The organism is Piscinibacter lacus (genome assembly GCF_016735685.1).
Taxonomy (GTDB): Bacteria; Pseudomonadota; Gammaproteobacteria; order Burkholderiales; family Burkholderiaceae_C; genus Aquariibacter; species Aquariibacter lacus.
In genome coordinates, this window is sequence record NZ_JAERRA010000001.1 from 2,022,379 (window position 1) to 2,049,050 (window position 26,672).

Genomic DNA, 26,672 nt, shown 5'->3' on the forward strand with positions numbered 1-26,672 from the left:
TTGCTTATCCAGCTTGCTCCGGAGTCGCCCATGCGCCGTCGTCTGATCTGCCTTGCCCTGCCCGGGCTTGCCTTGCTTGCCCCGGCGGGCTTCGCCGCCACGGCCCAGGGCGATCCCTTCGGCTCGCTGGCCTGGCCCGATCTGGCCCGCGAGCACTTCGGCGCCAAGGCCAGGGTGGTGTTCGACGAGCGCGTGCAGGTGCAGGTGCCGGCCTTCGCCGAAGACCCGATGAATGTGCCCGTGACCGTACGGGTCAAGGACCTGGCCGACATCGAGCAGATCACCGTCATCGTCGACCGCAACCCCATCCGCAAGGTGCTGGAGCTGTATCCGCAGGCGGGCAGCGGCGCGCTGCCGGCGGTGTCCTTCCGCTTCAAGCTCGAACAGGCCAGCCCGGTGCGGGCGGCGGTGCGCACCAAGGACGGCGTCTGGCATGTGGGCGGCGCGTTGGTTGATTCGGCCGGCGGCGGCTGCACGGTGTCGGGCGCCACCCGCAAGGACGGCACCTGGTCGCAGACCCTGGGCCAGGTGCAGGGCAAGCTGTTCAGCGAGCCGGGCAGCAGCTCGCGGCTGCGGGTGCGGCTGATGCACCCGATGGACACCGGCTTGGTCGCCGGCATCCCGGCCTTCTATGTGAACAAGCTCAGCGTGCGCGACGGCAGCGGCCGCGAGCTGCTGCGCTTGCAGCCCTACGAGCCGGTCAGCGAGAACCCGGTCTTCTCCTTCGACTTCGCCCAGGCGCCGCAGGGCGGCGTGCAACTGGTGGGCACCGACAACAACGGCAACCGCATCAGCAGCCGCATCGAATGAAGCGCCTCACCCCCTTGTTCGCCGCATTGGCCGGCGCCGTGCTGGCCACCGCGCTCGGCGCGGCCCTGCCGCTGGCCACGGCCGCAACCCCCACCGTCAACCCGGCCAAGCTCGACTACGGCCTGCAGGCCCGCGCCCTGGCGCCGGGTGTGTATGTGGTCGAGGGGGCCAATGCCGACTTCAGCCCGGCCAACGGCTGCAACATCATCAACACCGGCTTCATCGTCACCGGCGAGGGCGTGGTGGTGATCAACACCGGCACCTCGCGTCTTTACGGCGAGCAGCTTCGCGCGCTGATTGCCCGCACCACGGCCGAGCCGGTGCGCGAGGTCATCCACCTCAACCTGCATCCGGACTACTTCCTCGGCAACCAGGCCTTTGCCGACGTGCCGCGCCGCGCCACCGTCGCCACCCAGGCCGGCATGCAGGCCGAGTACAAGGCCTATGAGGACAACCTCTACCGCCTCTGCGGCGACTGGATGAAGGGCACGGCCGCGGCCGAGGTGCTGCCCAATGCGCCGCTGGAAGCCGGCGTGCGCCGGATCGGCCAGCGCGAGATCGAGATCCGCCTGCTCGAAGGCCACACCGCCAGCGACGCGGTGCTGATCGACAAGGCCAGCGGCGTGGTCTTCGCCGGCGGCCTGGTCTTTGCCAACCGCATCCCGACGACGCCGCATGCCCAGGTCGGCCCCTGGCTCAAGAGCCTGGACACGCTCGCCGGCCTGAAGGCCAGCCAGTGGGTGCCCAGCCACGGCCCCGTGCATGCCGGCAACCTGGGCGAAGCCGGCGGCCTGGCCCAGACCCAGCGCTACCTGAAGTGGCTGGACGGCCAGCTTGGCCGCGCGGCCCGCAGCGGCCTGGACATGAACGAGCTGCTGCGCAGCCCCGTGCCGGTCGAGTTCAAGGGCTGGGCGGCCTTCCAGACCGAGTGGGTGCGCAATGTCGTGCACCTCTACCCGCGCTACGAGCAGGCCGAGCTGGGTGGCACGCGCTGAGGCGCGAGGCGGGCCGGCCTGGCGCCTGCTGGCGCTGCTGGCCGGCCTGCTGCTGGCGGGCCCGGCGCCGGCGCGGGCCGATGCATCCCCCGCCGCCCCGCCGGCCCGGCACTGCCCCGGGCCGGACATCCCCCTTGAAGCCCTGGGCCCCGACACCTGGCTGATGCCGGGCACGCCCGGCGACATCAGCCCGGCCAACCGCGGCCGGGTGCAGCCCCTGGTCGCCCACCGCGAGGGCGACCGCATGTGGCTGCTGGGCAGCGGGGCCACGCCGCGGCTGGGCCGCGCGATCCGCTGCCGGCTGGAAGCCCGGGCCGGCCAGCCCGTGACCGACCTGATCAACCCCTGGCCGCGGCCCGAGCATGTGATGGGCAACCGCGCCTTCCCGCGCGCCCGCATCTGGGCCCATGCCGAGGTGGCGGCCACGCTCCAGGCCCGCTGCCCGCGCTGCATCGCGCGGCTGCGCGCCCAACTGGGCCGCCACGGCGCCGAGCTGGGCCTCGGCCTGCAGGCCCTGCGCCTGCCGACGGACACGGTGCAGGGTGCGTCCGGCCAGCTCGGCCCCTTCCGCTGGTGGCGGCTGGACCGTGGGGAAGCCACGCCCGTCACTGTCTGGCGGCTCGATGCTGCCGGCCTGCTCTGGGCGCCCGGCCTGCTCTGGACCGCCGATGCGCCCGAGCTGCGCGATGCCACCCTCGCCGCGCTCGAACCCAGCACCGAAGCCCTGCAAGCCCTGCTGGCCGAAGCGCCGCCCGGCGGCGGCACCTGGCGCCTGGTGCCCGAGCAAGGCCCGCTGGCCGGCCCCGAGGCAGTCGACGCGACCCGCGCCTACTGGCGCGGCCTGCGCGAAGCGGTCGATGCCGCCCAGGCCCGCGGCGCCACCGGCACCGAGCCGCCCCCCACCGCCCTGCCCGGCGTGCCCGCCGCCTGGACCACCCATGGCCGCCACGCGCTGAACTGGCAACGCGCCTGGCGCGAGCGCGAGGCCGCAAGCTTCGACAATCCGCCCCCATGAGCCCTACCCCAAGCACCCGCATGCGCTGGTCGCAACTGCTGTTCAGCCAGGGCTTCGGCACCCGCCGCGACTGCGAGGCGCTCCTCCACGGCGGCTTCGTCGAGCACCAGGGCGCCGTCGTCGAGCAGGACGACATCCTGCTGGCCCAGGACGACCTGCCCTTCCGCGTCGAGGGCCAGGACTGGGTCTACCGCGCCCAGGCCCTGCTGATGCTGAACAAGCCGGCCGGCTACGAATGCTCGCAGCGCCCCTCGGCCTGGCCGGGCGTGCTGACCCTGCTGCCGCCGCCGCTGCGCACCCGCAGCAAGGGCGGCGTGCAGCCCATCGGTCGGCTCGACCAGGACACCACCGGCCTGCTGCTGCTGACCGACGACGGCGCGCTGATCCACCGCGTCACCCACCCCAAGCACCATGTGCCCAAGGTCTACGAGGTGCAGACCGCCGAGTCCGTCACCGAGGCCCAGCTCGCCAAGCTGCGGGCCGGCGTCGTGCTGAACGACGACCCGCAGCCGGTGCGCGCCGCCGCCTGCGAGGCCACGGCCGAGCGCGCGCTGCGCCTGACGCTGACCGAAGGCAAGTACCACCAGGTCAAGCGCATGATCGCCGCCGTCGGCAACCATGTGAACGGGCTGCACCGCAGCGCCTTCGGCAGCCTCACACTCGATCCCGAGGCCCTGCCGCCCGGCCGCTGGCGCTGGCTCAGCGCCGAAGAGCGCAGCGCCCTGCTGCACCGGGAATGAGGGCCAGCGGCCCCGCCCCACGGCCCATCCGCCCCCGCCGCCCCTTCCGCCCTTCCACCCCCCCCGATCGACCCGCCCCGGAGCCCCCCATGACCCTGCGCAACCGTACCCTCGCCCCTCGCGCCCCGGCACGCCTGGCCCCCCTGCTGGCCGCCGGCCTGCTGGTTTGCGGCCTGGCCGGCGCGGCCGAGCCCCCCACCGTCACCGGCCTGAAGACGCCCGAGAGCGTGCTGCTCACCAGCGACGGCCGCCTCGTCGTCTCGGAGATCGCCGGCTTCGGCCAGGATGGCGACGGCCGCCTGAGCCTGGTCCAGCCCGACGGCAGCTTGCAGACCCTGGTCGAGCAGGGCCTGAACGACCCCAAGGGCCTGGCCGAGCGCAATGGCATCGTCTACGTGGCCGACAGGAACCGCATCCTCAAGGTGGACCGCGAGGGCGTGATGATCAGCTTCGTGCCGGCCGATGCCTTCCCCACGCCGCCCAAGTTCCTCAACGACCTGGTCTTCGATGCCGAGGGCATGCTCTATGTGTCCGACAGCGGCGAGCTGCTCAGCGGCGGCGGCGGCGGGGCGATCTACCGCATCACGCCCGAGGGCGAGGTCAGCCTGCTGATCAACGAGGCGCAGAACCCGGCCATCCGCAACCCCAACGGCCTGCTGTTCGACCGCGCCAACCCCAGGCACCTGCTGGTGCTGGATTTCGGCACGGGCGAGCTGCTGCGGCTGGACCTGTCGCAGGGCGCGCAGCTCAGCAAGCTGGCGAGCGGCTTCGGCGGCGGCGACGGCCTGGCGCAGGACAAGCAGGGCCTGCTCATCCTGAGCGACTGGAAGAACGGCAAGGTCTTCAAGCTCGACCTGAAGCGGGCCGGCGCGCAGCCCGTGGTCTACCCGCAGGCCTTCCAGGCCTCGGCCGACCTGACGCTCAGCGCCGATGGCAAGACCATCCTGGTGCCCGACATGAAGGCCGGCAGCCTGGTCTACCTGCCCAAGTGAGGCCAGGGCCCCGCCGCTGCGCGGCGGGGTTCAGACCATGCGGCGGGGGTCGGCCCAGGCGTCGAAGTCCGCCGCCGCCAGGCCGCCGTGGCCGAGGGCCGCCTCGCGCAGGCTCAGGCCCTGGGCCTCGGCATGCCGGGCGATCGCGGCGGCGCGGTCGTGGCCGATGTGCGGCACCAGGGCGGTGACCGGCATCAGGGAATGGTCGAGCAGCGCGCGCGCATGCGCAGCTTCGACGGCCAGCCCCTCGATGCAGTGGCGGCGAAAGCTGCCCATGGCATCGTCCAGCAGGCGCAGGCTGTCGAGCAGGTTCAGCGCGATCAGCGGCTTGTAGACATTCAGCTCCAACTGGCCGAGGCCGGCCGCCAGGCCCAGGGCCAGGTCATGGCCCATCACCTGCACGCAGACCTGGGTCATCGCCTCGACCTGGGTCGGGTTGACCTTGCCCGGCATGATCGAGCTGCCCGGCCCGCGGGCCGGCAGGCGCAGCTCGCCCAGGCCGGCGCGCGGGCCGCTGCCCATCAGGCGCAGGTCGCTGGCGATCTTGTGCAGCGACAGGGCCAGCATGCGCAGGCCGGCATGCAGGCCGACCAGGGCCTCGTGGCCGGCCATCGCGGCAAAGCGGTTGTCGGCGGCGCGCAGCGGCTGGCCCAGGCGCTGCGCGAGCCGCGCGATCACGCGCGCAGCGAAGGCCGGGTGGGTGTTCAAGCCGGTGCCGACCGCCGTGCCGCCCAGGGCCAGCGCATGCACGGCCGGCAGCGCGGCGCGGATCGCCGCCTCGCCCAGGGCAAGCTGGGCCGCGTAGCCACCGAACTCCTGGCCGAAGGTGATCGGGGTGGCGTCCTGCAGGTGGGTGCGGCCGACCTTGAGCAGCCCGGCCCAGGCCTCGGCCTTGCGGACCAGCGCCTCGCGCAGCGCCGCCAGGGTGGTCAGCAGCGGCTCGACCGCGGCAAGCGCGGCCAGGTGCATCGCGCTGGGGAACACGTCGTTGGTCGACTGGCCGAGGTTCACCGCATCGTTCGGATGCACGAGCCGCTGGGCGCCGAGCCCGCCGCCCAGGGCCAGCGAAGCCAGGCTCGCGATCACCTCATTGACGTTCATGTGCGTCTGCGTGCCCGAGCCGGTCTGCCAGGCCGAGAGCGGGAACTGCGTGTCGAACTCGCCGGTGGCCACCCGGGACGCGGCCTGGGCAATGGCCTCGGCCTGGGCCGGCGGCAGCAGGCCGAGCTCGCCATGGACTTCGGCCGCCACCTGCTTGATCTGCGCCAGGGCATGCACGATGGCGATCGGCATGCGCTGTTCCCCGATGGCGAAGTTGCGCCGGCTGCGCTCGGTCTGCGCGCCCCACAGCGCCTCGGCCGGCACCTCGATCGGACCGAAGCTGTCGTGCTCGGTGCGGGTGGCGCCGGCGGCGCTCATCCCCTGGCGACCGGCGCGTCGAGCCGGATCACGCGCTGCGCGACATAGGTCCGGTAGCTCGCGATCGGCAGCGCCGCCGAGCCGGGCGCCTCGCCGCCGGTCCAGCTTATCGTTGCGTCGAGCGCGCTCAACTGCACCTCGCAGGGGCCGCGCGGGATGCAGCGGATGGCGCCCTCGCCCTGCCGGTACTCGACCTTGCCGTGGATGTGGGCGGCCTGGCTCATCGGGCCTCCGATTGCGGCCGCGGCCGCAGGTGCAGGGGCAGCGGGCCGTCCGGCCCCGGGTGTGGGACGGGCCACAGACAGCCTGCCGCCCCCAGCCTACAAGCGGGATTCCGCGTCACCACGAAGGCCCCGTCATGAAGCAGCCCCCGCGTCCGCTCGATCCGCCCCCCGTCCTGCCGACCCTGGCCGACCAGAAGGCCGACTTCACCGCCGAGGGCGCACCAGCACCCGGGCGGGTGGGCAGCGCCGGGCCGGAACAGCCCATCGACCCCGGACCGGCCGAGGCGGACCCCGTCGCCGCACCCGCTTCGCCCCCACCGCGGCCCCGGCCCGCCCGGCCGCGGGCTGCAGGGCGCACCGGCGTGGCCTGAATCGCGGTCCGGCTGCTGCTGCCCGCGCAGCGCGCCGGATCCCAAGAACGTGGACAAGCTGAACATGCGGACTCCCCGGGCGTGGCCCTCGCGCCCCGTCGGGGCCAGTCTCCGCATGCTGAGCGCTGCGCCCGCCCGCATCGGTGCGCTGCCGAACGGCGCCACAGCGCGCACCACGGCCCGCCCCGCCCCAGGAGACCCGATGTCCACCCGCCCCAGCCGTCAAGCCCTTGTCCTCGGCAGCCAGGCCGCCGAACTCGCCTGGGCCGTGCCCCAGGTCGTCGCCCACCACCTGACCCGCCTGGCCCTGGCCGGTCCCCTGCCCTCGGCCCGGGACCGCAAGGAGTTCGAGGGCATGGTCCAGGAAAAGCAGCAGGCCTTCAGCCAGGCCTGGCAGGCCATGGCCGTGCAGACGCTGCGGGCGCAGCAGCAGTTGGGCTTGTCCTTCCTGCAGCAGCTCGGCCAGCCGATGCGCTGGCGAGCCGGCGTCGCGCCGCCGGGCCTGGCCCAGTTGCAGCGCGCCGCGCTGGGCATCCTCGGCCAGGGCCTGGCGCCGGTGCACCGCAAGGCGGTGGCCAATGCCAAGCGCCTGGCGCGCACTCGGCTGCGCTAGGCCGCCGCGCGGAACTCAGGCCTCGATCAGCCCCCAGCGCAGCGCCACCAGGGTGATCTCGCTCTGGTTGCTCGCCCCCAGCTTCTGCTTGATGTTGTAAAGGTGGGTGCCGACGGTGCTGGGCGAGAGCTTGAGGTTCTCGGCGATCTGCGCCACGGTGGCGCCGCGGGCGAGTTGCAGGAAGACCGAGAACTCGCGCTCGCTCAGGGCTTCGCTGGGGTTGCTGTCGCCCTCGATCTGGGCCACGGCCAGGGCCTTGGCGGTTTCCGGGTCGAGGTAGCGCTTGCCGCGCGAGACGGCGGTGACGGCCTCGATCAGGGCCTCGGGCGCGCTGCGCTTGGCCAGATAGCCCAGGGCGCCGGCCTTGAGGACGCGCTGCGGGTGGGCGGTGTCTTCGTGCGCCGAGAGGCAGAGGATGCGGATCTTGGGCTCCTGGGCGATCAGGCGGCGCACGGCCTCCAGGCCGCCCATGCCGGGCATGGTGAGGTCCATCACCACCACATCGGGCTTGTGCTGGGGGTAGAGCTTGCAGGCGTCCTCGCCGGAGTCGGCCTCGGCCACCACCTCGATCTGGGCATCGCCCAGCAGCATGCGGAAACCCATGCGCACCAGCGCATGGTCGTCGACGAGCATCACGCGGATCATGCGTGGCCCTCCTGGGCAAGAGTGGTCGGGGTCTCGCGCGCGGCTAGCGGGGCCGGCGCGGGGGAACGGGGGGCGAGCAGGGCGGGATCGCGCGGGCTGCCCGGGGGTCGGGCGGGATCCTCGGCCCGGCCGGCGGGCACCCAGACTTCCAGCCGGACGCCGGGGCCGGGCGCGCGGTTCTCGATGCGGAAGCCGCCGCCCAGGCCTTCCACCCGCTCGCCCATCCAGCGCAGGCCGTAGTGACCGGCGCGGGCCTGCCAGTCGGCGGGCAGGCCGCTGCCGTTGTCCTCGACGCGCAGGCGCGCGCCGCTGGGATCGGCGCCCAGGTTCAGGGCGATGTCGGTGGCGCCGCCGTGGCGCAGGGCATTGGTCAGGCCTTCCTGGGCGGCGCGGTACAGGGCCAGGGCCGGCTCGGCGCCAAGCTGCACGCCTTCAAGCTGCACTTGCAGGCCCACCCGCACGCCGGCCTGGCTGCGTTCGGTGCGCTCGACCAGGTCGCGCAGGGTGTCGGCCAGGCCGAAGGCATCCAGCACCAGCGGCGCCAGGCGCGGGATCAGGCCGTGCATCGCCGCATAGAGGCGTTGCGACTCCTCGGCGATCACCCGCGCGGCCTGCTCGGACGCGGCATCCTTGCCGGCCGTGCGGCCGGCCACGGCCAGGGCCAGGCTGCGGATGGCGGTGACGGACTGGCCCAGCTCGTCGTGCAGCTCGCGGGCGATGAGCTTGCGTTCTTCTTCGAGGTGGTGGTCGATCCAGCGGGCCAGGTCGCGGCGGTCGGACAGCTCGCGCTCGGCCACCGAGGCGCGGCGCTCGGCCTCGATGCGCGCGCGCAGGCCCTCCACCATGCGGTTGAAGGCGGCGCCGATGGCCGCGGCCTCCTGGCCGGGCAGGCGCTCGATCTGCACATCCATCTGGCCGGCTTCCAGGCGGTTGAGCGCGGCGACGATCTTGCCGAAGGGCCGCACCGTCTGGCCGACCAGGGCGTAGACGATGGCATGCAGGGCCAGCAGCAGGGCCAGGGCGGTGCCGGCTATCGCGACGAGCTGGTCCCAGGCGTCGACGGCCGAGCGCGAGGCATCGGGCGTGATGGTCAGGCGGCCACCGCTCGGGAACTCCAGCACCTGCACGGGCAGCGGCGGCACGATCAGGCGGCCGAACCAGTCGGGCGCATCGCGCCCGGCCTTGTAGGGCGAGGGCGGCGACTGGTAGAGCACCTCGCCGCCGATCGTGCTGAGCACGATGTCGTTGGATCGCACCCGGCCCATGCCCTGCAGGTACTCGACCATGGCTGCCGGACCGCGGGCCGCCACCATCCAGACGGTGCGGTTGAGCATCTGCGAGGCCACGCGGTTGGCGGCCACCACCTCCTCGCGCACCGTCTCGCGCATGCCGTGCACGCGCAGGCCGATGACGACGATCACGAAGACCGTGGCCAGGCCGCCGACGATCAGGTGGATCTTCAGGCGCAGGCTGAGGGCGGACATCTTCAAGGGGCGGGACTCGGGTCGGGGGGGACGGGCCGCAAGGCCGGGACGCCGCAGCACGGCGCTGGCGGCATGGTAGGCGGCCCGGCCGCCGCCCACCATCGTCAGGGCCCCCCTCCGGGATTCATGAAATTCATGAAGCGCCATTCATGGACCGGCCCTGGGCGATGCGGCCGGCCCGGCGCACAGTCCAACCCATGCCGAAGACATCGGCATCACCGCCCCGGCGGTGTTCAAAACCTCACTGGAGACTCACCATGCAATGGACCGCCCCCCGCGCCACCGACCTGCGTTTCGGCTTCGAGATCACGATGTACGTCTCGGCCCGCTGAGCCGCTGAAGGGTCCGGTCCGGCCGCAGACGGACCGCCCTCCTGAGAAAGCCCGCCTCGGCGGGCTTTTTTCATGGGCCGACCGCCCCGCCGGGCGGCTGCGGCGGCCTCGCGATAATCCGCCCATGCAAGTCTTCCGCGGCGTCCGCGCCCCCGGCCTGGCGCCGGCCTGTGCGCTGACCATCGGCAATTTCGACGGGGTCCATCGGGGCCACCAGGCCATGCTGGCGCTGCTGGTCAGCGAAGCCCGTCATCGCGGCCTGCCGCCGACGGTGCTGAGCTTCGAGCCCCATCCCCGCGACTTCTTCGCCGCCCGCAGCGGCCGGCCCGAGCTGGCGCCGGCGCGCATCGCGCCGCTGCGCGACAAGCTGGCCGAGCTGGCGCGCTGTGGCGTCGAGCAGGTGGTGGTGCTGCGCTTCGACGAGCGGCTGGCCGCCCTCGACCCCCAGGCCTTCATCGACCAGGTGCTGCGCACCGGCCTGGGCGCGCGCTATGTGCTGGTCGGCGACGATTTCCGCTTCGGCGCGCGCCGGGCGGGCGACTACGCCTTCCTCGATGCCGCCGGCGAGCGCGCCGGCTTCGATGTGGCGCGGATGATGAGCTACGAGGTGCACGGCCTGCGCGTGTCCAGCTCGGCCGTGCGCAGCGCGCTGGCGGCCGGCGACATGGCCCTGGCCGCCCGCCTGCTGGGGAGGCCCTATGCCCTCAGCGGCCGCGTGCAGCATGGCCGCAAGCTCGGCCGGCAACTGGGCGAGAGCGCGGCGGGGCGGGCCGACGGCTTCCGCACCCTGAACCTGCGCTTTCCGCATGCGCGGCCCGCCGCCCAGGGCATCTTCGTCGTGCGCGTGCAGGGCCTGGGCCCGCGCCCGCTTCCAGGCGTGGCCAGCCTGGGCGTGCGGCCGACGGTGGAGGATGCCGGCCGCGTGCTGCTGGAAACCCATCTGTTCGACTGGCCGGCCGAGCTGGGCCCCGAGGGTGGCTACGGCCGCGCGATCAGCGTCGAACTGCTGCACCACCTGCACGAGGAGCGCCGCTACCCCGACCTGGCCGCGCTGCAGGCCGGCATTGCAGCCGATGTGGCCGCCGCGCAAGCCTGGTGGGCCACCCAGCCGCCGGCCTGAGCCAGGCGGCGGGGCCAAGGCGCAGCCGGCGCCCGCCGCCTGCGCGCGGCAAGCTGGATCTCAGTGCTTGTGATCGCCGTGGCCGTGGCCGTGGTCGTCGTGATCATGCTTGGCGGCACCCGTCTGGCCCGGCGCGGCCTGGCGCACGGGGGCCTGGACGGTGATCTCGTGGCGCTTCATCGCCGCATCCTGCACGATCAGGGTCAGCGGCACGGTGTCGCCGGTCTTGAGCGGCTGGAAGGGCTTGATCAGCATCAGGTGGTAGCCGCCGCTCTGCAGGGCCACCGTCTGGCCGGCGGGAATGTCCAGGCCGGTGATGGCGCGCATGCGCATCACCTCGCCGTCCATCTTCATCTCGTGGATCTCGACCCGCGTCGCCGCGGGCGAGCGGGCGGCGATCAGGCGCAGCGCCGGGCCGGTGCTGATCAGTTGCATGAAGGCGCCGGTCGCGCCCTGGCCGACGACGGCGGGGCGCACCCAGGGCGCACCGACCTTCAGCGGCTCGGCGGCCTGGGCCGACAGGGTGAAGGCAGCGCTCAGCACCAGCAGGGCGCGGCGGGGCAGGAATCGGGTCATGGCGGGACGGGATCGACAGGTGGATGCGTGGCGGCGGGGCGCGCGAGGCGCCGCGGCCGAACGCGGAAGGAAGCCCAGGCGGCCAGTGTAGGAGCGCCCTGCCCCCGGCCCGTTCCCCGCGGCCGGCGCCGCACGGGCCGCCGCCTAGAATCCGGCGATGGCTGCACACCTTCCCGCCGACCCGCGACGGCCCTTGCGGACTACCTGCGCCGCAACCCGGCGGCAGACCACCCGCGATCGAATTCCGCGCTGATCGCCCGGCGGCCCCGCGCCGCCGACCGGCCGGGCGCCCTGCCCCCGGTCGCCCGGGCCGCCCCAGCCGGGGTCTGCCCCGGCCCCCGCGCCGCGTGTGCTGCGGCCTCCCCCTCCTGCTTCTCGCGATCCGCGACCTCGCCCCATGAGCGACGCTCCCCAAGCCCCCGGCGCCGACCTGCGCGCCACGCTGAACCTGCCCGACACGCCCTTCCCCATGCGCGGCGACCTGCCCAAGCGCGAAGCCGGCTGGGTGGCCGACTGGGAGGCCGAAGGGCCAGGCGGCCGTTATGCCCGCCTGCGCGAGGCCCGTTGCGGCCGCCCACGCTTCGTGCTGCATGACGGCCCGCCCTATGCCAACGGCGCCATCCACATCGGCCATGCGGTCAACAAGATCCTGAAGGACATGGTCGTCAAGTCGCGCCAGCTCGCCGGCTTCGACGCGCGCTATGTGCCGGGCTGGGACTGCCACGGCCTGCCGATCGAGAACCAAATCGAGAAGACCCACGGCCGCGGCCTCAGCCGCGACGAGGTGCAGGCCCGGAGCCGCGCCTATGCCGGCGAACAGGTCGAGCTGCAGAAGGCCGACTTCAAGCGCCTGGGCGTGCTGGCCGCCTGGGACCGGCCCTACCGCACCATGGATGCCGTCAACGAGGCCGAGCAGATCCGCACCCTGGGCCGGCTGATGGACGGCGGCCATGTCTACCGCGGCCTGAAGCCGGTGTACTGGTGCTTCGACTGCGGCTCCTCGCTGGCCGAGTTCGAGATCGAGTACGCCGACAAGCGCTCGCCCACCGTCGACGTGGCCTTCCTCAGCGCCGAGCCGGAGAAGCTGGCCGCCGCCTTCGGCCTGGCCGGTATCGAGGGCGATGCCTACGCGGTGATCTGGACCACCACGCCCTGGACCCTGCCCGCCAACCAGGCGCTGAACCTGAATCCCGAGCTGCCCTACGCCCTGGTGCAGACGCCCAAGGGCGTGCTGCTGCTGGCCGAGGCGCTGATCGCCAAGGCCCTGGGCCGCCACGGCTTCGACCCGGCCGACTGCCCGGTTCTGGCCACCGCGCCGGGCCGGGCGATGGAAGGCCTGCACTTCCACCATCCGCTCGCGCAATTCGATGCCGGCTATGCCCGCACGGCCAAGATCATCCTGGCCGACTACGCGACCGCCGAGGACGGCACCGGCATCGTCCATGCCGCGCCCGCCTATGGCGTGGACGACTTCAACAGCCTGGTGGCCGATGGCCTGGCCCATGCCGACATCCTCAACCCGGTGCAGGGCAACGGGGTGTACGAAGCGGAGCTGCCGCGCTTCGGCGGCCAGTTCATCTGGAAGGCCAATCCGCTGGTGATCCAGGCCCTGGACGAGGCCGGCCGCCTGCTGGCCAGCAGCGCGATGGAGCACAGCTACCCGCACTGCTGGCGCCACAAGAGCCCGGTGATCTACCGCGCCGCGGCGCAGTGGTTCGTGCGCATGGACGCGCCGCAGCCCGGCAGCGAAGGCGTGTTCGCCCGCACGCCGGCGGCCCGCACCGTGCGCGAAGCCGCGCTGGCCGCCATCGACCAGACCGCCTTCTATCCGGCGAACGGCCGCGCCCGCCTGCGCGACATGATCGCCAACCGGCCCGACTGGTGCATCAGCCGCCAGCGGAGCTGGGGCGTGCCCCTGCCCTTCTTCCTGCACAAGGTGACGGGCCAGCTCCACCCCGACACGCCCGCCCTGCTGCAACGCGCCGCCGACCTGGTGCAGGCCGGCGGCGTCGAGGCCTGGGCGCGGCTGGAGCCAGCCGACTGGCTGGGCGCCGAGGCGGCCGACTACGCCAAGGGCAGCGACATCCTCGACGTGTGGTTCGACTCTGGCGCCACCTTCGCCCATGTGCTGGGCCGGCATGGCAGCCATGCGGGTGAAGGACGGGACGACGGCGGGCCCGAGGCCGACCTCTACCTCGAAGGCCACGACCAGCACCGCGGCTGGTTCCACAGCTCCCTGCTGCTGGCCGCCGCGCTGGAGGGCCGCGCGCCCTACAAGGGCCTGCTGACCCACGGCTTCGTCGTCGACGGCAAGGGCCGCAAGATGAGCAAAAGCCTGGGCAATGTGGTGGCGCCGCAGGCCGTGAGCGACAAGCTCGGTGCCGAGATCATCCGCCTCTGGGTGGCCTCCACCGACTACGCCGGCGACCTGGGCATCGACGACAAGATCCTCGCCCGGGTGGTCGATGCCTACCGCCGCATCCGCAACACCCTGCGCTTCCTGCTGGCCAATGTCTCGGACTTCGACCCGCTGACCGACGCCGTGCCCGAGTCCGAATGGCTGGAGATCGACCGCCTGGCCCTGGGCCGCGCCGCCGCGCTGCAAGCCGAGATCGTGGGCACCCTCGACCCGGCCACCGGCCTGTGGACGGGCGGCCATTTCGGCGACTGCGCCTTCCACCCAGTGGTGGCCAAGCTGCAGGTCTATTGCAGCGAGGACCTCGGCGCCTTCTACCTGGATGTGCTGAAGGACCGCCTCTACACCACCGCGCCCAAGAGCCATGCCCGCCGCAGCGCGCAGACCGCGCTGTGGCAGATCAGCCAGGCCATGCTGCGCTGGATGGCGCCCTTCCTCAGCTTCACCGCCGAGGAAGCCTGGCCCATCCTGAACGCGGCGCTGCCGGAAGCACAGCGCCCGCAGGGCTCGATCTTCGCGGCCGAGTACACCGTGCTGCCGGCGCTCGACCCGGACCTGGGCGCCAAGTGGGCCCGCATCCTGGCCGTGCGCGAAGCGGCCAACAAGGCCATCGAGGCGGTGCGCGCGACCGGCGCCATCGGCGCCTCGCTGCAAGCGCAACTGCACATCACCGCGCCGGCCGAGGACCTGGCCGCGCTGGCCAGCCTAGGCGAGGACCTGAAGTTCGTCTTCATCGTCTCCGCCCTCACGCTGGAAGCCGGCGACGCGCTCGCCATCAACGTCAGCCCCGCCGCCGGCCAGAAGTGCGAGCGCTGCTGGCATGTGCGCGAGGACGTGGGCCAGGACCCGGCCCACCCCGGCATCTGCGGCCGCTGCATCGACAACTTGCACGGCGCCGGCGAAGCGCGGGCCTTCGCATGAGCGGGGCCGAGGTGCGCGCGGGAGGCAGCGGCAAGGTACCCATCGGCCGCTGGCTGGCGCTGGCGGCGGCGGTGATCTTGCTGGACCAGCTCAGCAAATGGGCTACGGTGCAGGCCTTCCAGCTTGGCGAGGGCGTGGCCGTCACGGGCTGGCTGAACTTCGTGCGGGTGCACAACCCGGGCGCGGCCTTCAGCTTCCTGGCCGGCGCGGGCGGCTGGCAGCGCTGGTTCTTCACCGTGCTGGGCCTGGCGGCCTCGGCCTACATCGTCTGGCTGCTGCGCCAGGCCGAGCATGGCGGCACGATGCGCGCAGCCCTGGCCCTGGTGCTGGGCGGCGCGCTCGGCAATGTGATCGACCGGCTCGTCCACGGCCATGTCATCGACATGCTCGATGTGCATGGCCCGCTGTTCGCGGGCTTCTTCCCCGGCGGGCATTTCCCGGCCTTCAACCTGGCCGACAGCGCGATCACCCTGGGCGCCGTGCTGCTGATCCTCGACGAAGTGCGGCGCTGGCGCCGTGGCTGAGGCGCAGGCCGGCGCCGCACGGGGCCGGCCTGGGCGACAAGGGCCTCAGGGCAGCAGCACGCCGCAGCCGGTGGTCAGCCGGGCTTCGAGGTCGCGATGGGCCTGGGCGGCCTCGCGCAGCGGGTAGCGGCGCTCGACCGGAATGCGCACCGTGCCCGCGAGCACTTGCGCGAACAGATCGTCGGCCATGGCCTGGCTGCGCTCGCGGCTGGAGAGGTGGGCGAACAGCGTCGGCCGCGTCAGATAGAGCGAGCCCTTGGCCGCCAGCAAGCCGGTGTTGAAGGGCGGCACCGGGCCCGAGGCATTGCCGAAGCTGACCATCAGGCCGAAGGGCCGCAGGCAGTCGAGCGAACCCTCGAAGGTGTCGGCCCCGACCGAGTCGTAGACCACCTTCACGCCCCGGCCGCCGGTGATCTCGCGCACGCGGGCGGCGAAGTTCTCGCTGCGGTAGTTGATGGCATGGCTCGCCCCATGCGCCAGGGCCAGGGCGCACTTGGCCTCGCTGCCGGCGGTGGCGATCAATTGCAGGCCCAGGGCCCGCGCCCACTGGCAGGCGATCAAGCCGACGCCGCCGGCCGCGGCATGCCAGAGGATGAAGTCGCCCGCCGCCAGGCCCTCGGCCGGCAGGGTGCGGCGCAGCAGGTACTGAACGGTCAGGCCCTTGAGCATCATGGCCGCGCCGGTCTCGAAGTCGATGGCCTCGGGCAGGCGCACCACGCTCATCGCCGGCATCACGCGGGCCTCGCAGTAGGCGCCGGGCGGCGTGCAGGCATAGGCCGCGCGGTCGCCGACTTGCAGGTGCTCGACGCCCGGGCCGATTGCCTCGACCACGCCCGCGCCCTCCATGCCGATGCCGGCCGGCAGCGGCAGCGGATAGAGGCCGCTGCGGTGGTAGCAGTCGATGTAGTTCAGGCCGATGGCGTGATGGCGCAGGCGGATCTGGCCGGGGCCGGGCTCGCCGAGCGCGATCTGCGTGGCTTGCAGGGCCTCGGGGCCGCCGGGGGCGGCGATCTGCATCGCCAGCACGGTGGAGCTGGAAGTCATGGTCTCGGCGCGCGAAGGCGCAGGGCTTGCGGAAGCCGGCATGATCGCGCACCCATGCAAAGACTGCGCAGCGCCCCCAACCTTCTGCTGGCCACGCTCTGGGCCGACTGGCTGAACCAGGGCGGCCTGCCGGCCAGCGTGCAGCGCGGCTACGGCTGCGGCATCGTGGGCGAGATCCCGCCCGACCAGGCCCTGCCCGAGGTCTGGATCGAGGATGCCAGCCGCCGCGGCGAGGCCGAGGCCCTGCTCGACGCCCTCACCGCCAGCCCCAGCCGCCACTGGCATTGCCGGGGCTGCGGCGAATCGGTCGAAGGCCCTTTCGAGAGCTGCTGGAACTGCGGCGCGCCCATGCCCTGAGCTGTCGGCAAGCTCAGTCCGCCGGCGGACTCGGTGCCGGACGCGGGCTGCGCAGCAGCAAGGCCACGCCGCCCAGCACCAGCAGCGTGCCAGTACCGATCCAGGGGTTCAGGGCTTCGTCCAGCAACAGCATGCCCAGCAGCAGGGTCGAGAGCGGGCCGACCATGCCGGTGTGCGCCGCCGTGGCCGGGCCAAGGCGCTCGATGGCCATCATCACCATCAGCACCGGCGCCACGGTGCAGAACAGGGCATTGATGAGGGCCAGGGTCCAGACCGGCGCCGGCAGCCCGGCCAGGCCGGCCCAGGGTCCGCTGCCGAGCTTGCCGATCAGGAAATGCGCAATCGCGAAGCCGCAGGCCACCGTGCTGGCCAGGCCGACCAGGCGCAGCGAGCCCAGGCGCTTGACCAGCTCGCCGCTGGCCACCAAGTAGACGGCATAGCTCAGCGCGCTGCCGAAGACCAGCAGCGCCCCCAGGCCGATCGACGAGCTGCCGGCCGCCGCCAGGCCCTGGGCCTGCAACTCGTGGCCGAAGACCAGCAGCACGCCGGCATAGCTCAGGCCCATGGCCAGGAGCTGGCGCGGCTGCACGGTCTGCCCGAGCAGCAGCACGCCGATCAGCAGGACCAGGGTGGGGTTGAGGTAGAGGATCAACCGCTCCAGGCTGGCGCTGATGTATTGCAGGCCGAGGAAGTCGAGGTAGCTCGCCAGGTAGTAGCCGCTGAAGCCCAGCAGCAGCACGCGCAGCCGGTCCGGCCATCCCAGGGCGGGCTTGCCACGCCCGGCCCACCAAGCCATGAGCTGGAAGCAGGGCAAGGCCAGCAGCATGCGCAGGCCGAGCACGGTGAGCGCATCCACCCCGTGCCGGTACATCAGCTTGGCGACGATGGCCTTGCCCGAGAAACCCACCGCGCCGGCCATGGCCAGGCCGAAGCCGAGCAGACGCGCCCGGCCGGTGGCCATGCCCAGGCTCAAGGCTTGAGCCCGGCGTGCACCACCTTGTGCATGCGCCGCACGCCCCTCCAGGTGGCCAGCGCGATCAGGGGAACGCTCACCGCAATCGCCAGCTCCGGCTTGATCGGCAGGCCCAGCAGGCTCGCGCCCTTGGCCAGGTAGCCGATCAGGCCGCTGCCGTAGTAGCTGATCGCCACCACCGACAGGCCCTCGACCGCGCTCTGCATCATCAGTTGCAGCTTCTGGCGGCGGTTCATGTCGTCGAGCAGGGCCTGGCTGGCTTCCTGCGCCTCGATCTCCACCCGCGTGCGCAGCAGGTTGCTGGTGCGCGAGATGCGCTCGGACAGGGCCTGCTGCCGCCGGGCCGCCCAGGCGCAGGTCTGCATCGCCGGGGCGAGGCGGCGGTCCATGAACTCGCGCAGGGTCTGGAGGTTGGGCAGGCCGGATTCATGCAGCTCGTCGATGCGGCGCTGCATCAGCTCGAAATAGGCGGCGCTGGCCGAGAAGCGCGCATGGGTGGCGGCATACAGGCTCTCGACCCGGCCGGCGAGCTGGGTCAGCTCGCGCAGCAGCTCGGGCTCGCGCTCGCGGCGGGCGCTGCGGATCTCGCCGGCCACCCGGGCCAGGTCGCGCTCCGCATCGGCCAGGGTGGCGCCCACCTCGCGCGCGGCCGGCAGGCCCAGCAGGGCCATCATGCGGTAGGTCTCGATCTCGACGATGCGCTGCACCGTGCGGCCCAGGCGCCGCGGGTTCATGCTGCCGACCCGCAGGACGAAACGGGCCAGGCCGTCGGCATGCAGGCGGAAGTCGGTCATCAGCTCGCCCGAGCCCTCCATCACCGCCGAGCCGACGAGGCTGTCCTCGTCGAGTTCGCGGCGCACCAGGCGCGGCCCGCTCTCGTCCTGGGCCGTCAGCACCAGCAGGTGCAGGCCGACCAGCCACTGCCCGGGCAGGGCCGACAGCCAGTCCTGCGGCAGCCGCGTCAGGGGCATGTCATCGAAATCGTCGCAGCCGGCATCCAGCGGGCGGCGGAAGGTCCAGGTCTGGAACTCGGTGTGCTGCTCCCAGCGCAGGTGCAAGCCGCCGCCCAGATCGACGCTCAGGTGGCCGGCGCCCTCGGCCGGCAGGGGCAGATGCCGGGCCAGCAGCAGGGCACGCAGGTGCTCGCGGGCGGCCTCGGCCACTTCGCCCGGCGGGGTCAGCAGGGCGAGGTGCGAAAGCGCCATCGGCGCTTGCAGGCGTTCGGGCGGGCGGGCGTGAACCTCGTTGTGCAGGGATTCGCGCCAGGGATGCGATCGGGGCATGTCAGGGTTTCTCCTGGGCGGATCATAGACAGGCCCCGAGAAGGACGCGGGGCCCGCCCCCTTGCCGGGAACGGGCCCCAGGGGCCGGCGCGTCCGCTTGCGGGACGGGCGGCCGTGGCCGGGCCGTTCAGTCGGCGTCCTTGAAGGCTTGCTCGCGGCGGTTCTTCACCGAGGGCAGCGCGACGATGACGATCAGCAGCACCGCCGCCACCAGCAGGCCGGCCGACAGCGGCCGCGTGGCAAAGGTGCTCCAGTCGCCGCGCGACAGCAGCAGCGCGCGGCGCAGGTTCTCTTCCATCATCGGCCCCAGGATGAAGCCCAGCAGCAGGGGCGCCGGCTCGCAGCCCAGCTTGTAGAAGGCATAGCCCACCACGCCGAAGCCGGCGGCCATGAAGACGTCGAAGTTGTTGTTGTTCAGCGTGTAGAGGCCGATGCAGCAGAAGGTCAGGATGGCAGGGAAGAGCACGCGGTAGGGCACCGTCAGCAGCTTGATCCACACGCCGATCAGCGGCAGGTTCAGGATCACCAGCATCAGGTTGCCGATCCACATCGAGGCGATCAGGCCCCAGAACAGCGCCGGGTCGCTGGTCATCACCTGTGGGCCGGGCTGGATGCCCTTGATCGTCATCGCGCCGACCATCAGCGCCATCACCGCATTCGGCGGGATGCCGAGCGTGAGCATGGGGATGAAGCTGGTCTGCGCGCCGGCGTTGTTGGCCGACTCCGGGCCGGCCACGCCCTGGATGGCGCCCTTGCCGAAGCGCTCGGGCGTCTTCGACACCTTCTTCTCGACCGTGTAGGCCGCGAAGGAAGCCAGCAGCGCGCCGCCGCCCGGCAGCACGCCGAGGATGGAGCCCAGCGCGGTGCCGCGCAGCACGGCGGGGGCCGCGTCGCGGAAATCCTGCTTGGTCGGCCACAGGCCCTTCACGTCCTTGGTGAAGACCTCGCGGTGCTCGGCGGGCTTGCCGAGGTTGGCGATGATCTCGCCGAAGCCGAACACGCCCATGGCGATCGCGACGAAGCTGATGCCGTCGGTCAGCTCGGCGATGTCGAAGCTGTAGCGCGGGATGCCGGAGATCACGTCGGTGTTGACCTGGCCGATCAGCAGGCCCAGCACGATCATCGCGATCGCCTTGACCAGCGAGCCCGAGGCCAGCACCACGGCGCCGATCAGGCCCAGCACCATCAGGCTGAAGTACTCGGCCGGGCCGAACTGGAAGGCCAGCTCGGTCAGCGGCGGCGCGAAGGCCGCGATGATCAGCGTGCCGACGCTGCCGGCGAAGAAGCTGCCCAGCGCGGCCGTCGACAGCGCAGCGCCGGCGCGGCCCTGGCGGGCCATCTGGTAGCCGTCGATCGCGGTGACGACCGAGCTGGATTCACCCGGCACATTGATCAGGATGGCGGTGGTCGAGCCGCCGTACTGCGCGCCGTAGTAGATGCCGGCCAGCATGATCAGCGCGGGCGTCGCGTCCAGCGCGTAGATGCTGGGCAGCAGCATGGCCATGGTGGCCACCGGGCCGAGGCCGGGCAGCACGCCGATGAGGGTGCCGAGCAGGCAGCCGAAGAAGCCGTAAGCCAGGTTCTGGAAGGTCAGCGCGGTCTGGAAGCCGAGCGTGAGGTTGTTGATCAGGTCCATGGGGCAGCCTTCCGGTTCAGCCGAGGAACGCCGGCCACAGGGGCAGCGTCAGGGCCAGGCCCTTGATGAAGAGCAGCCAGGCCAGTCCGGTGAGCACCACGGCCGAGATGGTGGCGTCGCGCAGGCTGAACTCGTCACCCGCCGCGCTGGCGCCGAAGACCAGCAGCGGCAGCGCCACCGCCAGGCCCACCCGCGGCAGCAGCACGCCGAAGAGCACGACGCTGCCGAGGATGGTGATCAGCGGCTTCCAGGCCAGCTTGCCGATGGGTTCGCCGTCCTCGGTCTCCAGGGTCAGGGCCTTGAACAGCACCAGCGCGCCCAGCACCGACAGGATGCCGCCGAGCAGCATGGGGAAGTAACCCGGGCCGGGGCGGGCGGAGACGCCGAAATCGTAGGCGCTCGCCCCCAGGGCGAAGGACACGCCGACGGCAAGGAACATCAGTCCCGCGCCAAAGTCGCGTTGGCTCTTGATCTTCATGGTGGTGGGAGTCTCCGGTCCGGTGGTTCTGCGCCCGCATCGGGCGTGTGCCGTCTTGGCGCGGCGGCCGCGGGCTGCGGCTGGTTCGGCGGCATTGTAGGAAGCGACCCTGCCGGGGGGCTGCGGATTTCACGTAGTGGCATTCCGCAGCCCCAGGCCCCCAAGCGACCCCAGGCTCAGTCGCTGCGGCTGAGGCTGCGGGCCCAGCGCAGGGCCGGCAGTTTCATCAGGCGCTGAAGCTCGGCCGCGCGGGCGGCCAGGGTGTCGCGCTCGGGCCAGGGGCCTTCGCGCCAGGCCAGCAGCACGGTGTTGCCTTCGGCCGTGGGCGGCAGCCAGGCGACATGGCAGGCGCCGAAGGCCGCGCGCAGGCGGCGCAGGCTGCCGGCCCGGTTGGCGCGCCAGCCAAAGACGTTGACGCTCATCACGCCGTCCTCGCCCAGGGCGGCGCGGCAGTCGCGGTAGAAGCCCTCGTCGTCGAGCACGGGGGCGGCGGCATCGTGGTCGTAGAGGTCGACGCACAGCAAATCGACCGTGCCGAGCTGGGCCGGCTGGCGCAGCCAGTCGGCGGCATCGCCGATCACCACGGCCAGGCGGGCATCGTCGGGCGGCAGCTTGAACCACTGGCGGCAGGCCTGCACGACCTGCGGGTTCAGCTCGACCGCGGTGCTGCGCCAGCGCAGGGTCTGGTGGCAGGCCTTGGTCAGCGCGGCCGCGCCCAGGCCGAGCTGCACCGCATGCGGCAGCGGCTCGCCGGGCGGAGGTTCCAGCGGCCCGCGGCGCAGCAGCAGGGCGGCCAGCATGCGCTGCACATACTCCAGCTCGATCTTCCAGGGCGAGCGGATGCGCATCGTGCCCTGCACCCAGTCGGTGTCGCCCAGGTGCAGGTGGCGCAGGCCCTCGCCTTCGGAGAGGGACACGGCGGGCAGTTCGGTTCTCGGTTCGGTCGGCACGGGGGCTCGCGGTCAGGGGATGGGGTGGGGCGGCGGCCGCTCGCCGCACAGGCCGGCCAGGCGAGGCAGCGCGGCCAGGGCATTGCGCGTGGTGTGGGCGGCGGTGCTTGCAGCATCCCAGCCGCGCAGGGCGGCCAGGGTCTGGGCGATGCGGGGCAGCTCGGCCGGCTCATTGCGGCCATGGGCCAGGCCGGCGGCGCGCTGCTCGGCCCGGCGGTAGAGCCAGGGGGGCGGAATGTCCGGCGCATCGGTCTCCAGCACCAGGGCCCGGGCCGGCAGGCCGGTGGCGAGGGCGCGCAGTTGCAGGGCGCGCTCGAAGACCAGGGCGCCGCCGAAGCCCAGCGCGAAGCCCAGGTCGACGAAGGCCTGCGCCTGCTGCGCACTGCCATTGAAGGCATGGGCGATGCCGCCCAGCCCGGGCCGGCGGCGCAGGTGCTTGAGCAGGCTGTCGGCCGAGCGTCGCACATGCAGCAGCACCGGCAGGCCATGGCGGGCGGCCAGGCCGAGCTGGGCCGCGTACACACGTTCCTGTCGCGCACGGTCCAGGCCGGGCACGAAGTGGTCGAGGCCGATCTCGCCGACGGCCACCAGCCGCGGGTCCTCGCGCGCCGCATGCAGGGCGGCATCCAGGGCATCGAGCGCGGCGGTCTCCGCCGCCCGGTCGGCCAGGGCGTCCAGGGCCAGGGGATGCAGGCCCAGGGCATAGGCCAGGCCGTGGGCATGGGCAAGGGCCTGCACCCGGGGGAAATCGGCCGTGTCGACCGCCGGCAGCACCATCTGCCCCACGCCGGCCGCGCGGGCGCGCGCCACCACGGCGGCGGCATCGGGCGCGAACTCGGGGGCGCTGAGGTGGCAGTGGGTGTCGATCCACATGGCAGGGGGTCCGGAGGCGACTAGCATGCGGCCTCGCCCGCGGCCCGAGGCCGGCGGCGCGTGCCGTCTGTCGATTGTTTCAGGAGCCCCTCATGAAGCGTGTCCGTCCCCTCCTCCTCGCCCTGGCCGCCCTGGTGGCCGCGTGCAGCACCGTCGAACTGCCGCCCGCCCGCGTGGCCGATGGCGAGCTGCCGCTGCCCGAGGGCTACACCGGCTGGAGCAAGTTCCTTTCCGCCGTGCAGCGGCCCGACGCCAGGCAGGTGCGCGAGATCTACATGAACCGCGTCGCCACCGAGGGCACAGCCCCTGCGGGCTTCCCGAATGGCAGCGTCTTCGTGATGGAGAACTACGCGGCCCAGACCAACCCGGACGGCACGCTCAAGACCGGCCCGGACGGCAAGCTGCTCAAGGGCGAGCTGCAGCGCGTCTTCGTGATGGGCAAGCAGGCCGGCTGGGGCGAGGGCGTGCCCGAGGCCATGCGCACCGGCAACTGGGTGTATGCCTCCTACCTCGCCAACGGCCAGAAGAGCAGCGACAACCTGGCCACCTGCCGCGCCTGCCATGTTGCGCTGAAGGACAAGCCGGTGGACTTCGTCTTCCGCTACGACGAGTACTTCAAGACCAAGCGCAGCCAGGTCCTGGACCCGGCCCTGCGCCTGGCCCTGGGCCAGCCCACCAGTCTGGCTGCCGACATCCCGCCGGCGGTGCTGGCCGCCCTGCACGGCGGCCGCTGAAAGGCGGCTGCGACCGGCGGGCGCCCAGGCGCCCGCCGGTTGCCCGCCTTCCGCCCCCCGCTTCCATCCCTGACGCCCTGACCGGCTGCCTGCCCCGCCTTCCCATGCCTGCCCTGCCCGCCTGTCTTCCGCCATCGTTCGCGTTCCCCCGCCAGCTTGCCGGGCGGCTGCGGGCCGGCCTGCGCCGGCTGGCCTGGCTGGGCCTGCTGGCCGGCGGCCTGGCCCAGGCCCAGGCCGTGCAGCCTGCGGGCGAGGCCGCCTCGGCGGCGACCGCGGCCAGCGCGCCGGCCGCCGCCGCGCCCCGCCTGGCGCCGGTCGAGCGCGGCCTGCTCTGGCGCGTGCAGGCGGCCGACGGCCAGGGCGCGCCCAGCTTTCTCTACGGCACCCTGCACATCGACGACCGGCGGCTGATCGAACGGCTCGATCAGGTCGCCCCGCTGCGCGAGGCCCTGGCCGGCGCGCGCCTGCTGATGCTGGAGCTGCTGCCGAGCGCGGACGACGCCCGCGCCTTCCAGCAGGCCACCCAGTTGCCCGAGGGCGAAAGCCTGCAAGCCCTCACCGGCCCGGCCCTGGGCCAGACGGTGATCGGCCTGCTGCGCGACCGCTACGGCATCCCGCCCGAGGTGGCCGGCCGCTTCAAGCCCTGGGCGGCCTACCTCTTCCTGAACCAGCCGGCCCGGGCGATCGGCGAGATCCTGGACCGCGCCATCCTCAACCGCGCGCTGCGCGAGCGGCGGCCGGTGGCCGCGCTCGAAACCCTGGCCCAGCAGCTTGATGCCCTCGACGGCCTGCCCCTGCCGCAACAGCTCAAGCTGCTGGAATCGGTCGCGCTGCGGCATGACCGCACCCAGGCCGCGATCGAGGGCCTGATCCAGCTCTACCTGGACGAAGACCTGAACGGCCTGGCCGACTTGCAACAGCCCGGCCCGCGCGACGATGCCGTGCTGGCCGCGGCCCATGCCGCCCTGGTCGAGCGCCTGGTGCACCAGCGCAACCTGGGCATGCTGCGCACCATGGCGCCCGAGCTGAAGGCCGGCGGGGTGTTCGTCGCCGTCGGCGCCCTGCACCTTTGGGGCGACCGGGGCCTGCCCGCCCTGCTGGCGGCCGAAGGCTGGTCGGTTCAGCGGGTGCGCTGAGCCGGGCCCGCAGCCGCGCTCAGACCAGCCGGCCGGCCTGCAAGCGCAGCAGGCGGTCGCATCGGGCGGCCAGACTCTCGTCGTGGGTGACGACGACGAAGGCCGTGCCGCGCTCGCGCGCCAGCTTCAGCATGAGCTGGAAGACCGTCTCGGCGCTGCCGCGGTCCAGGTTGCCGGTCGGCTCGTCGGCCAGCACCGCAGCCGGCCGGGTGACCAGGGCCCGCGCCACCGCCACCCGCTGGCGCTCGCCGCCCGAAAGCTCGGCCGGACGATGCTCCAGCCGCGCCGCCAGGCCGACTTCGGCCAGCATGGCCGCCGCCGTGGCGCGGGCCTCGGCGCGCGGCATGCGGCGGATGGCGAGCGGCATCGCCACGTTGTCGAGCGCGCTGAACTCTGGCAGCAGGTGGTGGAACTGGTAGATGAAGCCCAGCTGGCGGTTGCGCCAGGCCCCCTGCTCGGCCGGCGTCAGGTGGGCGCCCTCGCCGTTGAAGGCGCGGCCGGCCAGGGCCACCGAACCGGCGCTCGGCCGGTCCAGGCCGCCCAGCAGGTGCAGCAGGGTGCTCTTGCCCGAGCCGGAGGCCCCGACCACGGCCAGGGTCTCGCCGGGCTGCAGGCGCAGGTCCACGCCGTGCAGCACGGCCACGTCCAGGCCGCCCTCGGTGTAGCGCCGGCTGAGGCCGCGGGCCTCGATCACGGGATCGCTCATCTCACTCGTAGCGCAGGGCTTCGGCGGGCTGCACGCGGCTTGCGCGCCAGCTCGGGTAGAGGGTGGCCAGGAAGGCCAGTGCCAGGGAGATCAGCGCGATCGGCACGATGTCGGCCGACTGCGGATCGCTGGGCATGCGGCTGATCAGGTAGATGCTGCCGGGCAGGAAGCTGGCATTGAACAGGCGTTCCAGCGCCGGCACGATCACATCGATGTTGCAGGCCACCAGCAGGCCCAGGCCCAGGCCGGAGAGCGTGCCGATCACCCCGGCCGTCGCGCCCTGCACGATGAAGATGCCCATGATCGAGCGCGGGCTCGCCCCCAGGGTGCGCAGGATGGCGATGTCGGCGCGCTTGTCGGTCACCGTCATCACCAGGGTGCTGACCAGGTTGAAGGCCGCCACCGCGACGATGAGGGTGAGGATGATGGCCATCATCCGCTTCTCAAGCTGCACGGCGGCAAACCAGTTCTCGTTGCTGCGCGTCCAGTCGCGCACCAGCACCTGCGGGCCGAGCCGGTCGGCCAGGCGCTCGGCCACGGCGCGGGCGGACTGCGCGTCCTTCAGCTTGAGCTGCACGCCGGTGGGGCCCTGGGTGCGGAAGAGCCGCGCGGCATCGTCGATGTGCATCAGCACCAGCGCGCTGTCGTACTCGAAGTGGCCGGCAAAGAAGGTGCCCGCCAGGTTCATCTGCTTCATGCGCGGCACCACGCCGGCCGGCGTGACCTGGCCGCTGGGGGTGACCACCGTCACCGGCTCGCCGGGCATCACGCGCAGGCTGCGCGCCAGCTCGCTGCCCAGGATCACCTGCCAGGCGCCGGGCTGAAGCGCGGCCAGCTCGCCCCGGGCGGCGAGCTGCGCGGCCAGCGGGGTGACGGCGGGCTCCTCGGCCGGATCGATGCCGCGCAGGATGGCGCCGCGCAGCGTCTCGCCGCGGCCTACCAGGGCCTGCGCCGCCACGAAGGGCGCGGCGCCGATCACCTCCGGCTCGCGCCGGGCCTCGGCGGCCAGGGCGCGCCAGTCGGCCAGGGCCTCGCCATCGGCGCTGATCAGCTCGACATGCGCGATCACGCCCAGCATGCGGTCGCGCACCTCCTTCTGGAAGCCGTTCATCACGCTCAGCACGATGATCAGCGCCGCCACGCCCAGCGCGATGCCGAGCACCGACACGCCCGAGATGAAGCTGATGAAGCCATTGCGGCGCCCGGCCCGGCCGGCGCGCGTGTAGCGCCAGCCCACCCGCCATTCATACGGCCATTCGAAGCGCAGGGACATGGGGGCGGCGGTGCAGGCTGGGTTGGGAAGCG

The 26,672-nt window shown here is 72.8% G+C and carries 28 protein-coding genes; 14 read left to right on the forward strand and 14 right to left on the reverse strand.

Features of this window, described 5'->3' with window-relative positions:
- Window positions 1-30 precede the first annotated feature (30 nt).
- From JI742_RS09080 to JI742_RS09100, 5 genes are all read left to right on the forward strand, one after another.
- The gene (locus JI742_RS09080; protein WP_201825770.1) at window positions 31-810 is read left to right on the forward strand and encodes a quinoprotein dehydrogenase-associated SoxYZ-like carrier; all 780 of its coding nucleotides are present in this window, start codon (window positions 31-33) and stop codon (window positions 808-810) included.
- Complete coding sequence (locus tag JI742_RS09085; protein WP_201825772.1) at window positions 807-1,805, forward strand: quinoprotein relay system zinc metallohydrolase 1; 999 nt, start codon at window positions 807-809, stop codon at window positions 1,803-1,805. The genes JI742_RS09080 and JI742_RS09085 overlap by 4 nt, the downstream gene beginning before the upstream one ends.
- Window positions 1,792-2,820: an MBL fold metallo-hydrolase gene (locus JI742_RS09090; RefSeq protein ID WP_201825774.1), complete on the forward strand. Its 1,029-nt coding sequence runs from the start codon at window positions 1,792-1,794 to the stop codon at window positions 2,818-2,820. Before JI742_RS09085 ends, JI742_RS09090 begins: the two co-directional genes overlap by 14 nt.
- A gap of 20 nt (window positions 2,821-2,840) precedes the next feature.
- Complete coding sequence (locus tag JI742_RS09095; protein ID WP_201826533.1) at window positions 2,841-3,560, forward strand: 16S rRNA pseudouridine(516) synthase; 720 nt, start codon at window positions 2,841-2,843, stop codon at window positions 3,558-3,560.
- Between the two features lie 89 nt (window positions 3,561-3,649).
- Window positions 3,650-4,552, forward strand: a complete 903-nt coding sequence (locus tag JI742_RS09100) for an SMP-30/gluconolactonase/LRE family protein (protein WP_201825776.1) — start codon at window positions 3,650-3,652, stop codon at window positions 4,550-4,552.
- A 30-nt stretch (window positions 4,553-4,582) separates the two neighbouring features.
- On the opposite strand, the gene JI742_RS09105 is transcribed toward JI742_RS09100, so the two are convergent.
- Together JI742_RS09105 and JI742_RS09110 are read right to left on the reverse strand one after the other, a co-directional pair.
- A complete protein-coding gene (locus JI742_RS09105) occupies window positions 4,583-5,971 on the reverse strand; it encodes a class II fumarate hydratase (RefSeq protein ID WP_201825778.1) in 1,389 nt (462 codons plus the stop codon).
- Entirely contained in the window at window positions 5,968-6,195 is a 228-nt protein-coding gene (locus JI742_RS09110) for a hypothetical protein (RefSeq protein WP_201825780.1), read from the reverse strand. Before JI742_RS09110 ends, JI742_RS09105 begins: the two co-directional genes overlap by 4 nt.
- 134 nt (window positions 6,196-6,329) lie before the next feature.
- Between JI742_RS09110 and JI742_RS09115 the strand changes: the two genes are divergently transcribed.
- Together JI742_RS09115 and JI742_RS09120 are read left to right on the forward strand one after the other, a co-directional pair.
- Window positions 6,330-6,566, forward strand: coding sequence for a hypothetical protein (locus JI742_RS09115; protein ID WP_201825782.1), 237 nt, complete (start codon window positions 6,330-6,332; stop codon window positions 6,564-6,566).
- Window positions 6,567-6,768: 202 nt separating this feature from the next.
- Complete coding sequence (locus tag JI742_RS09120) at window positions 6,769-7,179, forward strand: polyhydroxyalkanoate granule-associated phasin (RefSeq protein ID WP_201825784.1); 411 nt, start codon at window positions 6,769-6,771, stop codon at window positions 7,177-7,179.
- Window positions 7,180-7,194: 15 nt separating this feature from the next.
- Here the strand turns inward: JI742_RS09120 and JI742_RS09125 are convergent, their stop codons facing one another.
- Together JI742_RS09125 and JI742_RS09130 are read right to left on the reverse strand one after the other, a co-directional pair.
- The gene (locus JI742_RS09125; protein ID WP_201825786.1) at window positions 7,195-7,824 is read right to left on the reverse strand and encodes a response regulator; all 630 of its coding nucleotides are present in this window, start codon (window positions 7,822-7,824) and stop codon (window positions 7,195-7,197) included.
- A complete protein-coding gene (locus tag JI742_RS09130; RefSeq protein ID WP_201826535.1) occupies window positions 7,821-9,308 on the reverse strand; it encodes a sensor histidine kinase in 1,488 nt (495 codons plus the stop codon). Before JI742_RS09130 ends, JI742_RS09125 begins: the two co-directional genes overlap by 4 nt.
- A 257-nt stretch (window positions 9,309-9,565) precedes the next feature.
- Between JI742_RS09130 and pqqA the strand changes: the two genes are divergently transcribed.
- A complete protein-coding gene (pqqA, locus tag JI742_RS09135) occupies window positions 9,566-9,640 on the forward strand; it encodes a pyrroloquinoline quinone precursor peptide PqqA (protein WP_182663041.1) in 75 nt (24 codons plus the stop codon).
- 124 nt (window positions 9,641-9,764) lie between these two features.
- Entirely contained in the window at window positions 9,765-10,760 is a 996-nt protein-coding gene (locus JI742_RS09140) for a bifunctional riboflavin kinase/FAD synthetase (RefSeq protein WP_201825787.1), read from the forward strand.
- Between the two features lie 60 nt (window positions 10,761-10,820).
- On the opposite strand, the gene JI742_RS09145 is transcribed toward JI742_RS09140, so the two are convergent.
- On the reverse strand, window positions 10,821-11,336 hold the full coding sequence (locus JI742_RS09145) for a copper chaperone PCu(A)C (protein WP_201825789.1): 516 nt from the start codon (window positions 11,334-11,336) through the stop codon (window positions 10,821-10,823).
- Between the two features lie 397 nt (window positions 11,337-11,733).
- On the opposite strand from JI742_RS09145, the gene ileS reads away from it, so the two are divergent.
- The gene (gene ileS / locus JI742_RS09150) at window positions 11,734-14,673 is read left to right on the forward strand and encodes an isoleucine--tRNA ligase (protein ID WP_201825791.1); all 2,940 of its coding nucleotides are present in this window, start codon (window positions 11,734-11,736) and stop codon (window positions 14,671-14,673) included.
- Window positions 14,670-15,197, forward strand: a complete 528-nt coding sequence (gene lspA, locus JI742_RS09155) for a signal peptidase II (RefSeq protein WP_201825793.1) — start codon at window positions 14,670-14,672, stop codon at window positions 15,195-15,197. Before ileS ends, lspA begins: the two co-directional genes overlap by 4 nt.
- Before the next feature lie 45 nt (window positions 15,198-15,242).
- Here the strand turns inward: lspA and JI742_RS09160 are convergent, their stop codons facing one another.
- The gene (locus tag JI742_RS09160; RefSeq protein ID WP_201825795.1) at window positions 15,243-16,241 is read right to left on the reverse strand and encodes a quinone oxidoreductase family protein; all 999 of its coding nucleotides are present in this window, start codon (window positions 16,239-16,241) and stop codon (window positions 15,243-15,245) included.
- Window positions 16,242-16,295: 54 nt separating this feature from the next.
- Between JI742_RS09160 and JI742_RS09165 the strand changes: the two genes are divergently transcribed.
- The gene (locus JI742_RS09165) at window positions 16,296-16,598 is read left to right on the forward strand and encodes a DUF2007 domain-containing protein (protein ID WP_201825797.1); all 303 of its coding nucleotides are present in this window, start codon (window positions 16,296-16,298) and stop codon (window positions 16,596-16,598) included.
- A gap of 13 nt (window positions 16,599-16,611) precedes the next feature.
- On the opposite strand, the gene JI742_RS09170 is transcribed toward JI742_RS09165, so the two are convergent.
- The 6 genes from JI742_RS09170 to JI742_RS09195 all read right to left on the reverse strand — a co-directional run bounded on the left by JI742_RS09170 (window position 16,612) and on the right by JI742_RS09195 (window position 22,791).
- Window positions 16,612-17,559: a DMT family transporter gene (locus tag JI742_RS09170; protein ID WP_201826537.1), complete on the reverse strand. Its 948-nt coding sequence runs from the start codon at window positions 17,557-17,559 to the stop codon at window positions 16,612-16,614.
- Between the two features lie 8 nt (window positions 17,560-17,567).
- Window positions 17,568-18,854 (reverse strand): DUF3422 family protein, encoded by a 1,287-nt coding sequence (locus tag JI742_RS09175; RefSeq protein ID WP_201825799.1) that lies wholly within the window; start codon window positions 18,852-18,854, stop codon window positions 17,568-17,570.
- 127 nt (window positions 18,855-18,981) lie between these two features.
- A complete protein-coding gene (locus JI742_RS09180; protein WP_201825801.1) occupies window positions 18,982-20,490 on the reverse strand; it encodes a tripartite tricarboxylate transporter permease in 1,509 nt (502 codons plus the stop codon).
- A gap of 16 nt (window positions 20,491-20,506) precedes the next feature.
- Window positions 20,507-20,968: a tripartite tricarboxylate transporter TctB family protein gene (locus JI742_RS09185; RefSeq protein WP_201825803.1), complete on the reverse strand. Its 462-nt coding sequence runs from the start codon at window positions 20,966-20,968 to the stop codon at window positions 20,507-20,509.
- Between the two features lie 176 nt (window positions 20,969-21,144).
- A complete protein-coding gene (locus tag JI742_RS09190) occupies window positions 21,145-21,885 on the reverse strand; it encodes a spermine/spermidine synthase domain-containing protein (RefSeq protein WP_350309648.1) in 741 nt (246 codons plus the stop codon).
- 45 nt (window positions 21,886-21,930) lie between these two features.
- Window positions 21,931-22,791 (reverse strand): TatD family hydrolase, encoded by an 861-nt coding sequence (locus JI742_RS09195; RefSeq protein ID WP_201825805.1) that lies wholly within the window; start codon window positions 22,789-22,791, stop codon window positions 21,931-21,933.
- A gap of 92 nt (window positions 22,792-22,883) precedes the next feature.
- Between JI742_RS09195 and JI742_RS09200 the strand changes: the two genes are divergently transcribed.
- The gene (locus JI742_RS09200) at window positions 22,884-23,525 is read left to right on the forward strand and encodes a cytochrome P460 family protein (protein ID WP_201825807.1); all 642 of its coding nucleotides are present in this window, start codon (window positions 22,884-22,886) and stop codon (window positions 23,523-23,525) included.
- 104 nt (window positions 23,526-23,629) lie between these two features.
- Window positions 23,630-24,661, forward strand: a complete 1,032-nt coding sequence (locus JI742_RS09205; RefSeq protein WP_201825809.1) for a TraB/GumN family protein — start codon at window positions 23,630-23,632, stop codon at window positions 24,659-24,661.
- A gap of 19 nt (window positions 24,662-24,680) precedes the next feature.
- On the opposite strand, the gene JI742_RS09210 is transcribed toward JI742_RS09205, so the two are convergent.
- Together JI742_RS09210 and JI742_RS09215 are read right to left on the reverse strand one after the other, a co-directional pair.
- Window positions 24,681-25,367: an ABC transporter ATP-binding protein gene (locus JI742_RS09210; protein WP_201825811.1), complete on the reverse strand. Its 687-nt coding sequence runs from the start codon at window positions 25,365-25,367 to the stop codon at window positions 24,681-24,683.
- A 1-nt stretch (window position 25,368) separates the two neighbouring features.
- Window positions 25,369-26,640, reverse strand: a complete 1,272-nt coding sequence (locus tag JI742_RS09215; protein ID WP_201825813.1) for a lipoprotein-releasing ABC transporter permease subunit — start codon at window positions 26,638-26,640, stop codon at window positions 25,369-25,371.
- Window positions 26,641-26,672: the final 32 nt, after the last annotated feature.